Source organism: Nocardia sp. NPDC058519, from assembly GCF_042719755.1.
GTDB lineage: Bacteria > Actinomycetota > Actinomycetes > Mycobacteriales > Mycobacteriaceae > Nocardia.
In genome coordinates this window covers 86603-101389 of the sequence record NZ_JBHXNK010000006.1, presented here as the reverse complement: position 1 = coordinate 101389, position 14787 = coordinate 86603, and the positions used below count along the sequence as shown (strand labels likewise).

Below are 14787 nucleotides of genomic sequence, written 5' to 3'. Positions count from 1 at the left end.
GCGTCCTGACCGTCTCAGGTCGATGTCATCCTCGCATAGCGATTCCGACCACATGCCCTGTCGAATGTCATTGTCGCAGAGAATGTTCGGCGATGTAATCGGACCATGACTACCACGACGCCGAGACGTGGCCATCGGGATATGGACAGAGGCCGGTGAACCGGGTGTGTGTTGCAGTGGCGCACGCAGTCGTCTCCACCGCGAAGCCTGACAACCGCGCTGTGGCCGACGTGCGGGCACGGACCGCAGAAGGATTGCTCGAAGCTCGCCAGCTCCTGCTCGCCGTCGCCGGGAACCTCCAGGGCGGTTCCCCGTTGATCGAGTGGGCGCGCGAGCTGGCGGATCTGCATGCGACCCTGTTCACCGCATCGGTGTCGATCACCCGTCGGCCGGCCGACTTCGATGCCACCACCACCCGCGGCCGAATCAACACCATCATCGGCCTGATCGACGAGTGGTCGGCCTGCCACCTTCCTCGCCCGACCGCGGGCCGCCGCCACACCCATTCCCTCGGCGAGGTGATCAGCCACGTCGCAGACACCTACACGCATGTTCAATGGACACTGCGCCACACCAAGAGCGCTGAACACCAGCACCACGCCGCCCTGCGTTTTGCTCAAGTCCAGGAAGGCTATGCCGATCTGGTCGACGAAATTCGAGCCTTGCGCGTCGCACTACCACTGGGTCGGGGCAACACGCCCGCCCCATAACGGCCGCAACCCGAACCCGCCTGCCGCGCACCCACTTTGGGCTCACGAGCGGCAGCGCGACAGATCATGCCGCAGCTGCACCCAGCACGGTGTCGAGGGCACGTTGGCCGGTGCGGTCGGGAAGCGCGCGGCCTTGGGCGTTGAGCTGGTGCGGGTCGGATCGTGAACCTGTCAGTACCTGACCGATGCAGAAACCGGACTTTCCCAAGAACTCTCAACGGACGCACACCATCCACCCGCCGGATGAGAGCGAACCCGGAAGAGTTCAATAGTGCTCAGCACCAGGCCGTTTCGCGAAACAGCCCTTCCCGACGATTCGCAGGAATTCGCGCACCGCTACGCGGTTGCCCAGCGGAGAGCGTCGCGCGCAACTGTCGACCGCGCGCCGACGTGCGCGGGCACAGGTCGCGTTCAGTACGTCGATCGCGATGTGAGCACGCGGCTGTACGGCGGTGGCGTTGAGGAATCCGGTACGACGCGTTGGCCGCCTCGGCCGACCCGATGAACGCTGATCAGGGTTGAACGTCCGCTGTACTGCCGCCGAGCGGCATGGCGGGCAGTCCGAGTTTGCGATGGTCCCACGAGCGGATCCGCGTCGGCTCGACCCGAACGACGATGCGATTGTGCATCATGGACTCGACCAGCGGACGAGCCTGCTCGGTGTATGGGCCGACGTAGCGGCGGAAGACGTCGATTCCGGCGTTCCAGTACTCCTCGTCCGCGGGGTCTTCGATCAGATGGGCTGTTCCTTCGATCGAAACGCCGCGCAACTGGTCGTAGGTGTCGCCCGCCTCGGCCATGCAGGTGAGGGTCGGGTTGCGGCGCAGGTTGGTCGCCTTCTGCGACTTCGCCTTGGTCTCGAAGTAGATCTTGCCGTCGATGTGCCCGAACCACATCGCTGTCAGGTGCGGTTTCCCCTCGGCATCGAGGGTGGCCAAGGTGAGCACCCTGCTGCGGTCGAGGAACTGCGCGATCTCGTCCGCACTCATCTGCACCGCGGCCCGCTGTTTGACTCCCACGTTCACCTCCAGCTCGATCTCTCCGCCGACCCTATCGAGCAACCACGTTCGGCGATCCCGAACGCGATTATTTCGCTGGTCAGTGCAGCTGTGCGGCGATCACCAGGTCGCATGTCGAATCTTGTAGTAGGCGTGGAATTGTCGAAGGTCGCTCCGGTGACCGCCACCGAGCCTCCGAGGAGGACGTGTGAATCCGCTGGGCCACTGGGTGGCATCGTCGTACACCACGCCGGTCAGAACAGTGCCTCCTCTACCTGGGTTCCAGGAAGGCGGTCCGCCTCGACAGCTCGGCCCGTAACTGCAGGAATCGGAATAGTCCTGGTCGGCCGACGACGGCTTCGTAGCGGTCGACGACTTCGTCCACGAAGACGGGGATGTCGGCGGCGGGAATGCGGGCTGTCCAGTCCGCGAACCCGACCGTGCACCATTGGGCGAAGGCCTCGCGTGAGCCGAAATCCCATTCCCGGTCGGTCACGGAGAGCGCGGTGACCTCGAGGGCGGCGATCGCCGCGATCGAGGTCATCGCGCCGGGGTCGATATGCACGTAGGGGCGCGCGAACCCGGCGAACGCTGTCGACCAGCGCGCATCGCCGGTGACCGCCATCGCGACGTTCTCGATGCTCGGGCGTGGCCCGTCGCAGACGTACTGCACGAGCACCCGTCCGCTGGGTGCGAGTGCCGCGGCGATGTGCCGGTAGGCGGCCGCCTGGTCGAGCACCCAGTGCAGTGCGTTGAACGAGACAACGAGGTCGAAGTCGCGGGGGAAGGTCATGGTCGTGACATCGCCGACGCCGAAGTCGACGTTCGTGAGCTGGTCGTCGGCCGTGCGGGCGGCCTCGATCATCCGCGGCGACGGGTCGATGCCGAGCACGGAACCACCGGGCACCCGCGCCGCGATCAGGCGAGTTACGTAGCCGTCGCCACAACCCACGTCGAGGACGTGCTCGGCACCCGCGAGCGAGACGGACTCCACAGCGTCGGTCGCCATCGTGCGCTGGAGTCCACTGATGTGGGCGTAGCCTGCGCCGTCCCAGTCGGCCATCTACGACCCGCCCTGCGGCGCTACATCCTTCTTGACCGGCGGGGCGTCGTTCGGGGCGAGGTGCGCACCGATCTTGCGGAACAGCGCGTCACCGCCGTTCGAGTAACCGCCCGTAGAGCTGAACGCTTCGGGCAGGTAGGTGACGGCGACCGCGATCGCGATCTTCTTCGACGGCAGGTAGGCGTTCACCGCGGCGCCGCCATAGAACAGTGGGTTCTGGTAGGACCAGTCGCCGGTGAGCCACAGGCCGAGACCATAGGTCTGGAAATCGTCGAGCGGCCGGCAGTTGACGCAACCCGGGACTGCTGTCGTCTTACCTCGCAGGTCCGTCGTCGTCATCGCCCGGTACGACTCCTCGGACAGCAATTCGCCGCTGCCGACGGCGACGGCACTTCGCTCCAGGTCGTAGATGTTGCTCGTCTGGATAGCGCCGTGGCTGAGCGTCCACGACGGATTCCAGTAGGTCGATTCCTCGTAGAACGGAACGTCGGGCGCCAATGCGAAGTACTCGCGTCGTTCCGAGGTGAAGGAGTGCAGGACCGGCTCGGGGATGTAGGGCGTGAGGTTCGGCACGGTGTTCTTCAGGTCGAGCGGGCCGAGAACCTTCTCCTGCAGGGCATCCGCGAGCGGCTTTCCCGTGACCTTCTCCAGCGCCAACCCGAGGAGCACGTAGTTGGTGTGCGCATAGGCCCAGTTGGTTCCGGGCTCGAACCACAGGGGGTCGTCGATCGCGAGAGCGAGTTGTTCCTGGGTGGTCCACGCCTTGTACGGATCCGCGTAGGCGATCTCCGCGAATTTCTTGTTACCGAGCACGAAATCGTGATAGCCCGAGGTCATCTGCGCGAGTTGGTGAAGATTCACTCGGTCCGCGTTGGGAATGTCGGGCAGGTATTTCGAGAGCTTGTCGTCGAGGCTCAGTTTCCGCTCGTCGGCCAGGATCAACAGCAGGGTCGACACGTAGGAGATCGCGACGGCGCCGTTGCGGAAATGCATCGCGGTGGTGGCGGGCACACCCGTCATGGACGCGCCCCTGGCCGCGGTGACGATCTCTTTCCCGTCGACCGTCACGCGCACGATCACCGACTTCAGGTGCGCCTCCGCCATGTAATCGTCGACGATCTTCATGATGGCCTCGGCTTGCACCGGGTCTTCACTGGTGAACGTCGAGGGCGCGCCCGAGGCCGATCGGGAATCCTGCGCAGTCTCGTTCGATGAACAGGCCGCCGCCAGCAGACCCAGTGTGCAGACGAACACCAGAACCTTCCGAGAAACGGACATTGGTCACCTTCCTGGTTACCGTCCTCCGAAATATGGATCGACCGAATAGCCGATTCTATGCCCCGGTGACCTCGAAATGACCGCGCAGCAAACGAACAGCACCGACGACCCGGCGAATCCCTGCAGTGCATTGCAAAGCGTTGCGTCCGCAGGGCGATTCGACCACTACGCACACCAACTGGCCCAGCAGACGTCGCTGGTGGCGGGTTGACGTATGCGGTGGGGGAGGGCCTGACGCGGTCGGTTCCCGTGCTAGGGCCCGTGCCGATACGCTGTCTGAGAGCCTCAGCCGAACGCGAACATCGTGGCGTGAGTGCGACATCGGCTGGCAGGGTGAGGCGCATGGAGAATTTGCGGGACGCTGAGCGGCGGCTGCAGGCCGCCCAACTTGCTGGGGATGTGCAGGCGCTGGATCGTCTGCTGGATGACCGGTTGATCTTCACCTTCGGCGCAGACGTCTACACCAAGACCGATGACCTGGAGCTTCACCGCACCCGGACGCAGGTGGTGACGGCCATGGTCGAGGAAGAGCTGAGCGTACTCACCGACGGGCGTGCCGGGGTGACCTGGTTTCTCGGGACCGTCGAGGGGACCGTCAACGGCGAGCCTTTCGGAGCCAGGATGCGTTACACGCGTTCCTGGTTGCACGACGATATGCACGGCTGGCGGATTATCGCAGCACACGCCAGTACGACGGATTGATGGTCCTGTCGCCCGAATTCGACATGTATGTAAGAGGGCGTCTGAAACGCCATCCGGCGTCCCGCCGCCTGAGCCTCCGCCAACGATGGTGTAGATGCAGCCTAGGTGTACTGACCACGGACGTTGGTGACGGCGTGGCGAGCTGAACATGGCGAAGACCTCCGAGTGAACTGCGAGCTGTCTATGAACGCATTCACCAATCGGAGGTCTTCGTGTCCCACCGTTATGCGCCGTTGTCGGAGTTGAGCCGGGCAACTGCACCGCACTCGCACCGCCGGCAAACGGCTCGACCGCAACAGCCACGTCGGCCCCAGCTCCCTACACAACGCCGTCGACGACCATTCCCGCCTCGTCTACAGCGAAATCCTGGACGACGAACGCAAGGAAACAGCGGTCGCGTTCTGGCAGCGCGCCCGAAGTTATTTTGCAGACAACGGAATTGCATCGCTATCGCCGCCGCGCCATGCAATCGCAAAGCGGTTGTTCTGCAAGCTCGCCGCGGCCAGCGGACCGGTGTTGACCGGATGCTCATCGTCAACTCTGACTTCGCCACGTAACTGAAGATCAGGTGCGAAGAACGCTGCCCGGACGCCTTCATCGAGGCGGGAGCTGCTGACTTTGACACTTGGGCCGTCGGCGATGCCGCTTCCAAACCGTATGCCACGGACCGAATTTCGGCAGGTCTCGTTACGGCATCCCGGTCCGCAACCGGAACAGCTTTACTACCAGGCGATCATGTCCCATGATCCTCCCGCTCTCAGCTGGGCGGGACACGAGTAAGGCACTACCTCAATTCTCCGCGACCTGTCGCCCTGGGGCCGGGATGTCGAGTCATGAGGTTCCAGCCGTCACGATTGCGTAGCGGTGTGCAGGACCGTGGTCCTGCGGGGCATAGAGTGCAATATCGTTGTGTTTTCCGTGGCCGAACGAGGTACGGGGGCGGTGCGATATGGACGATGGACGTCGCGCGTCTGGCGACATCAGCTCGATCGAACGGGTCGACCCACTGGTACCGACAGACGGCGGGCCGATCGTGACTGCAGGCAACGTCGAACACATTGCCTCGGTGCTGGCTGACCCCGCTCAGGCCTGGCGGTCCGAGCCGGTCAGCCGCAAGCTTGCGGCAGCGAATCTTCGCGGCATCGACATCCCGGACAACGCCGATCACGTGGTGATCGACGGCGAGCTCGAGCAGGCGATGGGCAATGACGACATGGTGCCCGGCTTGTGGCTCAAGCGGGCAGCCGCGGCCGCGGATTCCGTCGCGCTGATCAAGACACCCCGCGGGCCGGCGACCGGCTTCCTGGTGTCGGACGAGCTGCTGCTCACCAACTGGCACGTGTTCCCGACGTTGGAATCGGCACAAGATCCTCGGGTCCGCGCGGTCTTCCGATTCGAGGAGAACGAAGCCGGCCAGATCCGCTCCTCGGTGAGCTTGACGTTGGACCCGGACCGGTTCTTCGTCACCGGAGACCGGGAACTCGACTTCGCGCTGGTGGCAGTCTCCGCACTACCCAACGGAAAAGCGGCGGCGTCCAGATTCGGCCGGATCCGATTGAACCCGGCCATCGGGAAGATCCTCCAGGGCCAACCTCTCAACATCGTCCAACATCCGGGCGGGAATTCGCGCAAATTGGCGTTCCGGCAGAACCTGTTGCTGAAGGTGGACCCGACACGGCTGATCTATCAAACCGACACAATGCCAGGGTCGTCGGGTTCACCGGTGTTCAACGACGAGTGGGAGCTGGTCGGGCTGCACTATCGAGCCGAACAGGCACAGGACTCTCAGGGCAGGCAGCTCGACGTCAACGGCAACCTCGTCACACGACAGACACCCGATCACCTGCGCCACTGGATTGCCAACGCGGGCATACGTGTATCGAGCATCGTCGCTCGCCTGGAAACGCTGAACCTGTCGACAGACCAGGCCGCACTGCTCACCAAGGTTCTGCAACAAGACTAGGAGCAGGTTCATGTCGACAACGCTGCTGTTCATCCATGGTCGCAGCCAGGAGAGTGACGACGAGGTCGCTCGCGATCCTGACCGGCTCGCGGCCTACGTGCTGAGTATGAAGCGGAAATGGGTCGGGGGACTGGCCAAGGGATTGATCGCGGCTGGACGTGGCCTGGTCGACGAATCGCACGTGGTGTTTCCGTTCTACGGCAATGTCTTCGCTGACGCCATCAAGGATTTCGAGGCCGGTGGTGGCCGGCGGCCGGAGCTCGAGATGCTCGACACCGCTCCCGATGCCGACGAAGCGAAGCTGGTGCAAACGAAGGTGGCTCTGCTTCTGGATGCCGCGGGTGCGATCAACTATGACCCGGTCAAGGAACTCGGCTACACCGATCCCGGGGTCGGGCTCACCGAACACGACGTGGCGCAGGAGCTCGGGTTCGGAGATGCGCTCAAGCTGCCGGTCGTGCGTGGCGCTCTGCAATTCCTGAGTCGCAAGACCGGGGCGCCCGCTCTGATCATCGAACGCTTCCTCGACGATGTCGCCTACTACCTGGAAATGGCGGAGATGCGAGAGCAGGTCCTCGCCCTCGTCGAGCGGGACCTGCGGGCGAAAGTGGGGTCCGGCGGTGATGTCGTGATCGTCGGGCACAGCCTGGGCAGCATCGTCGCCTACGATCTGCTCACCCGGCTCCCGGCGACGTACAAGGTCAGGCAGCTGGTGACCGCCGGCAGCCCGTTGGGGTTCCCGATTGTGCAGAAGAACCTCCTGGGCAAGGTCGCTGGGCGGCGACCCGGTGTCCCGGCGAACGTCCCGACGCGCTCAGCTGCGTGGCTGAACGCCTACGACGTGCTGGACATCGTTGCCCTCGTCCACCCGTTGGCGGGGGCATTCGACGAGTCCTTCGCCGGGCAACTTGCCGATGAACGGACCCACAACCCGACTGGCCCCCATGCGATCGAAGATTATCTCGCCGACCCGGACGTCGCGGTGCCGATCTCACGCGCGATGGAAGGGTGACTCTCCCCGTTGGCCATAATGGATGTCCTGTAAGTCTGAATTTAGCGGCGGCTGCATCAGGGTTGAGCCAATCGTTGTGTTCCCAGGGCGTCATTCCGCCGAGCCGCCGCACATGAGGTTCAACCCGGATGCCTCGCGAACCTGTCGGAGGTCGACGTAATCAGCCGGCCCGACACCTCGACCGCAGACATGTGTCGGCAGCGGCTCTCAGTAGTCGATAATGGGTGCGTAGCCAGCACATTCGGGTGTGCGGGACGGCATCACAGGAGCGGAGTGTGGCATCCATGCAACAGGCTTCCGGTCGCGTATTCCTCAGCTATCGGCGCGAGGACACCCAAGGCACCGCCCGCCACCTTCGCGAACGCCTCGTTGACCGACTCGGTGCCGATCGGGTGTTCATGGACATCGACTCGATCGAGATAGGAGTCGACTTCACGAAGGCGATCGTCGACGCCGTCAGCGTCAGCGACGTATTCCTCGCGCTGATCGGGCGGCGCTGGGTGTCGGTCGTGGACGAGCAGGGCCAACGCCGACTGGACAGATCCGGTGACTTCGTCGTATTGGAGATCGCGACGGCGCTGGCACGCGGCATCCGCGTGATCCCGGTGCTCGTGGACGGCGCCGACATGCCGCGCAGCTCGGAACTCCCGCCGTCCATCGAGTCCCTGGCCGTGCGCAACGCCATCCGCCTATCGCACGAGTCCTTTCGTTCAGACGTGAACAGGCTGCTCGACCGCTTGACGATGCTGCTGGACGGGAGCGCGACGCCGGCCGAACGTGTTCCTCCGACACCGTTGGCCCCCGAGCATCCGACCCGGGGCCGAGTCCCCAACGCCTTCCGCGACCACGCCGACGATGTGAGTCGAGCCGACACGTCCTCCGTCGAACCCCATCAAAGGCAGGTAACCCAACCATCGGCACGGCCGGCGCGAACGCCCGAATTCGTTCGTGCCGCGTCGTTCGAACCGGTTCACCTGAGCGAGCCGCGACGCCGACGGTCGCGGTTGTTGGTGATTGCAGCGCTCCTCGCATCTGCCGCCGTCGTCGGTGGCGTTGTGCTCGTGAGATTCGTGGCTGAGGGTGGGGGCGGCCAGGCGAACAGTGCGTGCGGCGCACTGAATGCCGATTTCACGAACGGGTCGGAGTATCCGCAATTCGCAACCGCTCACATGCCGACGGAACCGGAGTACACACGGGACGGCCTTGTCGTTGTGGGTGCTCCTGGTTCGGATGTGCGAACCGATTTCAAGGCTCGGTGACGGCTGCGTTCGTAAGCATTCCCGTGCGGGGCGATTTCGCGTTGGAGACCAGTGTGACCGTAGATCCGACGAAAAGCTACCAAGCCGCCGGATTGCTGATCATGGTCGATCAGCTCAACTATGTTCGTCTCGAACGCGGCCACGGCTCGTTCGACGCGATCGCCTTCGAGTTCTCCACCAACGGCGAACACGTCAAGCTGACGACTCCCTTTGCGAATGAGCCGGATTCCGGTGCGGTGATCCGGACGTCGGCAGATGCGGTCGATCTACGTCTACAACGAAACGGTTCGGCGGTCACAGGGGAGTGGCGAGCCACCGGTGCACGGCAATGGGAAGCGTTACCGGGGTCGGCTCAGCTCGCCGGCGAGGCGACGGCCGGAATGTCCGTGCTCAACACACCGATACCCGGCAGTCCGCTGTCTGCCGTGTTCCGCGAGTTGTCCGTCGTGTGTGCGGAGTGACGGTCGGCTTCGCGCGCACGGATGCGGTGTGACATGCCGGTTGGCAACATTCTCGGTGCCCTCAATTCTGCCCTGCTGATTCCGCCTGCCGCGAAAGCTGGACCGATTGTTGAAGCCGATTGGCGCATAGTCGGGGTTCGAAGGGCACAACATTCGCCAGCCCGGGCCGAGCCGGGCCGGGCCACAGGATCTAGAATAGTTGCGCAGCAAGCGATCTGAGTTGCTGCGGGAAGTCGATCAGCAGCACCGCCGTCTCGAACCGTGGTTCGAGGTTGACAGTGCCCCGAGGCGGCGTGCCGATAACGTCCCTGGTGACTGCGGCGGCCCGGCCACGGGGGGATTTGTGCGCAGCGGCGGCGCCGGCTCCAGTGGCAGCGCCGCGACCATGGGTGTAACTCGCCGGATCACGACAGCATTGTCGCGGTCGCGGTAGAGAATGCGGGTGAACGGCATGGGTGCCATCGCGCCGACCCCGGGGATCGAGATCGTCGAGCGCGTTCGGGTGGTCGCGGTCGGTTCCGGCTAGCTCGGTCGGCGGGTTTCGATACCGGGGGAGGCGATGGATACGCCGGTCTAGACAAGGCAGCCCGTCAGCGGTGCAATAGACATGACTCGACTCACTCCTCATCGTCATCCGGCCGAACCTGGCTCAGCGATGGCATGTGCGAGCTGCCGAGTCCGTCGACCAGGTCCGGCACCGGATCGGCGGTTGGCAGACCTTGCGCGGCGCTGGACGGCACCGCGACGGCCCTCATGGCATGCATCTCCACGCGCGCCTCCGGACCGACCGACACCACGCCGACCTCGCGCAAAACCGCAGGTCATCTAGGCGATTTGGTTTCCGACAGCGCGTCGGATAATCTTTTGGCACACCAGCAAGTCCGGGTGGCGGAATGGCAGACGCGCTAGCTTGAGGTGCTAGTGCCCGTATTAGGGCGTGGGGGTTCAAGTCCCCCTCCGGACACAGTTAAATAGCAGGTCAGGGGCGCAATCAAAATATTGCGCCCCTTCTGCGTCCATATTGCGGTCCACAAACTAAGGAATCTGAGGGGATTCGGCCTTAGTAGAAGGACCGCGCCAATGGCACGGACCCGCAAGAACACGCCCCGCGTTCGCGTTTCGTAAGGACGGCTCGACCGTGAGCCAAGTGCGCTACCGGGTTCCCCGCCCCGGCGTCTCCGAGCCGGTCGCAACCCTCCAGACGCACGATGACCACGCCGCCGCGATCCGATGGGCGAAACTGCTCGACCGTGTCGCGGACCGCCTCGTCGCGGACGCACATGGAACGCTCGAGTTGCGGAAAGGGCGCGAAAGGGCTCTGTTGTTCGACTGGGCCGTGGCCACCCTGCCCACCTTCAGCGAGGCAGGCGCTGGTTGGCGACGCTGGCTGTTGGCCAGACGGTCACTGACCCACAACGCCAAAGGCGACCTCGAGATCGCCTTACTGCCTGTGCGGTGCCCCGATCGGCACCCGTGACGCGGATCTGATCCGGGTCGCTGGTGCTCGCTGGGCGGTCGGCTGGAGTACTAGGCGCCGCAGGTATGGCGCGCGGAGATACCGCTGTCATCGATGGCTCGGCAGATCTCCGACGGTGCACAGCACCTTGTCGATGAGCACGTCCGGTTCGAATCGAGCGGCATCAGATGTGTGTGGTAGCTGGTTGAAACTGATCGTCACGGCGTTGGTCGCGGTCGCGGCGACGAGCACCAAGAAACCATCCATGCCGCCGTTGTGGCCCCACACCTCGAGTCCGCAACTGGTGGTCCGCCGGAACAGTCCGAGCCCGACCCCGGTGATTCCCGGGATATCGACGGCAATGGTCTGGGTCATCTCGGCGAACTCCGCTGCCGGTACCACCCGGCCGGACAGTAGCGCGGTGAGAAATCGATTCAGATCACGCCCACTCGACACCATGGCGCCATCCGGGAGCCCCCAGTTGGGGTCGATATCGGTGATGTCTACACGCTCGTGACCGAAGTAGTGGTAGGCCCGCGGGTGTGGTCCGCGGATCTGTTGTTCCGCAGGATAATTCGGCCAGTATGTGTCGGTGAGGTCGAGCGGGCGGATCACCCGTCGGGTGACTTCGTCCGCGATCGACGCACCGCTGATGCGCTCGACTACTTGTCCGATCAGCAGGTAGTTGGTATTCGAGTAGCGGAATCTCGTACCCGGTTCGAATATCGCTGGTTGGGCCAGCGCGAGGTCGATCAACTCCTCGACGGGGCGTGGTCGGCGAAGATCGGCCTCGGAGAGCGGTCCGAGCAACGGCAGATAGTCGGGTATGCCGCTGGTGTGGTTGAGCAGCTGACGCACGGTGATCCGGGTTCCGTCGCCACCTGGACCCGCGATGGTCCCGGGGAGATAGTGCTCCACCGGAGCGTCGAGTGCCACGCTACCTTCGGCGATCAGCTGCAGGACGACGGCAGCGACAAAGGTCTTGGTATTGCTGGCTATCCGCACGCGCGCCGCGTCCGGGAACGGTGTCTCGGCGGTGAGGTCGCCGAACCCGCCATTGAGCTGGATCTCACGGTCGCTGTTGGTCGCCACCAGTTGTGCGCCAGGGATGCCGCCGCTGCGGACGAGCTGATTCAGCTCGGATTCGATCTCGGCGCGAGGGAATTGCGCGGGTGGGGGTGCGCATGACGTCACGAACGCCGACAACACGATCACAGTCGAGGTTGCCATCGAAACCGCTCGGGTGAATCGCATGGTGCCCCACTCCGGTGGACGAGGTCGAGCGAGAAACGCTGCCACAGATTCTAGGCGACCACCAGGTGCGTTCACGGGCCGGTTCATGGCCGGAATGGGAATCCGACCTGGTGCGCTGAAGAATCACAGCCCGATCACCCGGGGGTCACAACTGGATCCGCCGCGAGCAGGTCGACACCGGCCAGCGTCCCGGGGTGACCCACGATGCCGCCGAGGAGCTGCGCAAACTCCGGGCCGGGTGCGAGAACTGAAGCGGGTCACGGCCGACCGCTATGTACTTGAAGTAGTCGGGCCAGGTAGACAGCCTGCATGGGCAACTCGATCCGGAGCGCAGTGCCGAGTTTGCCGAGCAGTCCGGCGTCTTCTGAGCGCCTGAGGGTCGATCGGATGGTGGAGAAGTCAAGGAGTTCCAGCTATGACTTGGCTCCGTGGTACTCGGTTGGGCTGATACCCGGGTCATTGGGGAACTTTGTCGATCAGCTTCATGACGCCGGTCAGGACTCGGGCGTAGTCGGGTGCGGTGGCGTATCCGGCGGCGGCTATCTCGCGGGCGAAAGCGTACGGGTCTCGGGTATGGGCGAAGGCTTTCGCGTAGCGCCGGTTCAGTAGGACGCGCGCGTGATCGTCGAACGAGCCGGCCGGGCTGCTGTACAGGCGGAACCAGTCCTTGACGACGTAGTCGAAGCGGCCGTCGGGACGTTGGGTGACCGAGACGACCTCCGGGTACTGCACCGTGGACGTCTTGTGGACTTCCTTGGTCTGGCACAGCTTTCGTTGGGCTGCGGGGAGGGTGGTTCGGGCCTTGATGCCGAAGTAGTTGTTGCCGCAGGACCGTTTGCCCCACCCGGATTCCAGGGCGGCCTGTCCGAGCGTGACCAGCCAGGGGATACGCGAACGCGCTTCGTTGGCCTGGGCGTGCGGGCGGTACTTGCGGACGAACTCGACGACGTGGGCGGGCACGTTCCCCGCTGGTTTCGGTGTCGGCCGCGGTCCGGGCGGCGTCGGCGCGGTACCCGAGCCGAGCCCGGGGACCGGGCCTGCGAACAGTCGGCTGGGCGTCAGCGCGCCTTCCCAGCTGAGGTCGACATGGACGTGATCGGTGTGCGGGTTCGTGCCGCCGTAGGGCCGCCAGCCCTTGGCGCGGGATTGCCAGCTCCACTGCCTGCGATTCCAGATGATGTACGCGACCTGCAGTTCGACCGCGTTGGCCTGCATCCAGGCGACGTACGCATCGGCCTGGGCACGTTGGCGGGGGTCCGACACCAGCGCATTCAGATCGATCGATCTGCCTTCACCGTGCAGTGACGGGGTGCCCCAGGTGGTCTTGCGGCAGGAGTGGGTCCCCGCACTGCGGCCCGTCAGCCGCTTCCACTGATCCGCCATCGCGCGAGCACCGGGTTGCTCCTGCTTCGAGCATGCCTTGAAGGTGCCACGTCGCACGATGCCCCTGGCTCGGTCACCTGTCCCGGAGGGGGTGGGCGTGGGAGCCGGTTGCGGTGCCGGGGCCGGCCCTGGCACCGCTCGTGGTCTGGGCTGTCTCGCACCACGCGACCGGTAACGCTCGACCGCACCGAGTGCGGCAGTCTTCGCCGCGCCGCCGAAGTACGCCCAGGTGTCCGGCCGCCCTCGGACATCGACGTGTGCGAAGGTCTTGCCGATCCCGAGTCCGATGTTGTTGCCGTAGGCCTCGATCGCGATCTCGGCGATCTGCAGCCCGGTCAGTCCGGCGATGGTGATATCGGCGGCCTGGCCGCTGCAGTGCCTGCTGAGGGTCGGCTTCTTGTTGCGCTGCTTGTACACGGCGGCATTGCGAGCCCACGAGCGATACCCGGAGCTGATCCGGACCGGTCGGCCCGCGCGCACCCGGATGGCCTCCAGGCATTGGATCAGTGCGGGGGAGATACGAGCCCGATCGGCCGCACGTCCGCCACTGGTGACCAGTTCACCCACGGTGAAGTGCGGGGAGATCTGCTGGCGACGCACTTCGGGTCCGGTGTCATAGAGCGGCAGGCCGGTCTTGTTGGGATCCCAATGCTCTTGGCCGGGTGCTTCCGGTCCCGGCCGCGCCGTCAGAACCAGTCCGGAGGGGAAGGTCTCGCCTTCGATGAAAGCCTCATCCTCGCCGAAGGTTTCATCGAACTCGTACTCCTCGACCTCACCGGACTCTTCCTCGAGGTCTTCGTTCTCGACCTCTTCGTAGTCGATTTCTTCGCCGTCGACCTCTTCGCCGTAGGGCGCGGTTTCCTCGTCGGCCTCTTCGTACCCGGCGTCCTCCCCGGCATATCCGTACTCGGACGACTCGGGATCGACGTCTTCGTAGTCGGCGACCTCGTATCCGAAGGTTTCCGGATCCGCGTCCTCGAAATCGGCTTCCTGATCGGCGTCCTCGGCGTCGGGGCTTTCATAGCCGTATTCGGCACTGTCCGTGTAGCTCTCGCCGAGATAGCCCTCCGCTACCTCGCCGAGGTACTCGAGATCTGCCTGCGTGGTCGCGGAATCTTCGTTCTGCCAACCGGTTTCGTCGGCGCTTTCGGATATCTCGGCGAACACATCTTCGCGCGTGGGCCAGTACCCGGATTCGGGTGACGATTCGGGCGAAGCGAAGATCGACGATTCGGCAACGGTGCTCAT

Annotated in this window: 13 protein-coding genes, 1 tRNA gene and 1 pseudogene; 9 read left to right on the top strand and 6 right to left on the bottom strand. The window is 64.5% G+C overall.

What is annotated here, in order from left to right:
* The first annotated feature begins 221 nt into the window (after positions 1-221).
* On the top strand, positions 222-710 hold the full coding sequence (locus tag ACFWPK_RS09500) for a hypothetical protein (RefSeq protein ID WP_378914149.1): 489 nt from the start codon (positions 222-224) through the stop codon (positions 708-710).
* Positions 711-1222: 512 nt separating this feature from the next.
* Here the strand turns inward: ACFWPK_RS09500 and ACFWPK_RS09495 are convergent.
* The 3 genes from ACFWPK_RS09495 to ACFWPK_RS09485 all read right to left on the bottom strand — a co-directional run bounded on the left by ACFWPK_RS09495 (position 1223) and on the right by ACFWPK_RS09485 (position 4049).
* On the bottom strand, positions 1223-1729 hold the full coding sequence (locus ACFWPK_RS09495) for a pyridoxamine 5'-phosphate oxidase family protein (RefSeq protein ID WP_378914148.1): 507 nt from the start codon (positions 1727-1729) through the stop codon (positions 1223-1225).
* Between the two features lie 250 nt (positions 1730-1979).
* Entirely contained in the window at positions 1980-2771 is a 792-nt protein-coding gene (locus tag ACFWPK_RS09490; protein ID WP_378914147.1) for a class I SAM-dependent methyltransferase, read from the bottom strand.
* A complete protein-coding gene (locus tag ACFWPK_RS09485) occupies positions 2772-4049 on the bottom strand; it encodes a serine hydrolase domain-containing protein (protein ID WP_378914146.1) in 1278 nt (425 codons plus the stop codon).
* Positions 4050-4391: 342 nt separating this feature from the next.
* Between ACFWPK_RS09485 and ACFWPK_RS09480 the strand changes: the two genes are divergently transcribed.
* The 6 genes and pseudogenes from ACFWPK_RS09480 (at position 4392) to ACFWPK_RS09455 (ending at position 9446) form a co-directional block, all read left to right on the top strand.
* Positions 4392-4751, top strand: coding sequence for a nuclear transport factor 2 family protein (locus ACFWPK_RS09480; protein ID WP_378914145.1), 360 nt, complete (start codon positions 4392-4394; stop codon positions 4749-4751).
* 267 nt (positions 4752-5018) lie between these two features.
* A pseudogene (locus ACFWPK_RS09475) lies at positions 5019-5192 on the top strand (IS481 family transposase); the annotation flags it as partial.
* A 508-nt stretch (positions 5193-5700) separates the two neighbouring features.
* Entirely contained in the window at positions 5701-6714 is a 1014-nt protein-coding gene (locus ACFWPK_RS09470; RefSeq protein WP_378914144.1) for a trypsin-like serine peptidase, read from the top strand.
* Positions 6715-6724: 10 nt separating this feature from the next.
* Positions 6725-7726 carry a hypothetical protein gene (locus ACFWPK_RS09465; protein WP_378914143.1) on the top strand — a complete coding sequence of 334 codons (1002 nt, stop codon included), beginning with the start codon at positions 6725-6727 and terminating at the stop codon, positions 7724-7726.
* A gap of 284 nt (positions 7727-8010) precedes the next feature.
* On the top strand, positions 8011-8985 hold the full coding sequence (locus ACFWPK_RS09460; RefSeq protein WP_378914322.1) for a toll/interleukin-1 receptor domain-containing protein: 975 nt from the start codon (positions 8011-8013) through the stop codon (positions 8983-8985).
* Positions 8982-9446, top strand: coding sequence for a DUF1349 domain-containing protein (locus ACFWPK_RS09455; protein ID WP_378914142.1), 465 nt, complete (start codon positions 8982-8984; stop codon positions 9444-9446). The genes ACFWPK_RS09460 and ACFWPK_RS09455 overlap by 4 nt, the downstream gene beginning before the upstream one ends.
* Positions 9447-10063: 617 nt before the next feature.
* On the opposite strand, the gene ACFWPK_RS09450 is transcribed toward ACFWPK_RS09455, so the two are convergent.
* Positions 10064-10258, bottom strand: a complete 195-nt coding sequence (locus ACFWPK_RS09450) for a hypothetical protein (protein ID WP_378914141.1) — start codon at positions 10256-10258, stop codon at positions 10064-10066.
* 67 nt (positions 10259-10325) lie between these two features.
* Here ACFWPK_RS09450 and ACFWPK_RS09445 point away from each other — a divergent pair.
* Both ACFWPK_RS09445 and ACFWPK_RS09440 read left to right on the top strand, forming a co-directional pair.
* Positions 10326-10410 (top strand) — tRNA-Leu (locus ACFWPK_RS09445).
* Positions 10411-10584: 174 nt separating this feature from the next.
* Positions 10585-10923, top strand: a complete 339-nt coding sequence (locus ACFWPK_RS09440; protein ID WP_378914140.1) for a hypothetical protein — start codon at positions 10585-10587, stop codon at positions 10921-10923.
* 87 nt (positions 10924-11010) lie between these two features.
* Here the strand turns inward: ACFWPK_RS09440 and ACFWPK_RS09435 are convergent, their stop codons facing one another.
* Positions 11011-12132, bottom strand: coding sequence for a serine hydrolase domain-containing protein (locus ACFWPK_RS09435; protein WP_378914139.1), 1122 nt, complete (start codon positions 12130-12132; stop codon positions 11011-11013).
* A 480-nt stretch (positions 12133-12612) separates the two neighbouring features.
* The gene (locus ACFWPK_RS09430; RefSeq protein ID WP_378914138.1) at positions 12613-14787 is read right to left on the bottom strand and encodes a glucosaminidase domain-containing protein; all 2175 of its coding nucleotides are present in this window, start codon (positions 14785-14787) and stop codon (positions 12613-12615) included.

Excerpts from the sequence above, each read along its gene's own strand:
- ACFWPK_RS09490 (WP_378914147.1), bottom strand. The coding sequence starts at position 2,771 with ATGGCCGACTGGGACGGCGCAGGCTACGCCCACATCAGTGGACTCCAG.
- ACFWPK_RS09485 (WP_378914146.1), bottom strand. The coding sequence starts at position 4,049 with ATGTCCGTTTCTCGGAAGGTTCTGGTGTTCGTCTGCACACTGGGTCTG.
- ACFWPK_RS09480 (WP_378914145.1), top strand. The coding sequence starts at position 4,392 with ATGGAGAATTTGCGGGACGCTGAGCGGCGGCTGCAGGCCGCCCAACTT.
- ACFWPK_RS09470 (WP_378914144.1), top strand. The coding sequence starts at position 5,701 with ATGGACGATGGACGTCGCGCGTCTGGCGACATCAGCTCGATCGAACGG.
- ACFWPK_RS09465 (WP_378914143.1), top strand. The coding sequence starts at position 6,725 with ATGTCGACAACGCTGCTGTTCATCCATGGTCGCAGCCAGGAGAGTGAC.
- ACFWPK_RS09460 (WP_378914322.1), top strand. The coding sequence starts at position 8,011 with ATGCAACAGGCTTCCGGTCGCGTATTCCTCAGCTATCGGCGCGAGGAC.
- ACFWPK_RS09435 (WP_378914139.1), bottom strand. The coding sequence starts at position 12,132 with ATGGCAACCTCGACTGTGATCGTGTTGTCGGCGTTCGTGACGTCATGC.
- ACFWPK_RS09430 (WP_378914138.1), bottom strand. The coding sequence starts at position 14,787 with ATGAGCACCGTTGCCGAATCGTCGATCTTCGCTTCGCCCGAATCGTCA.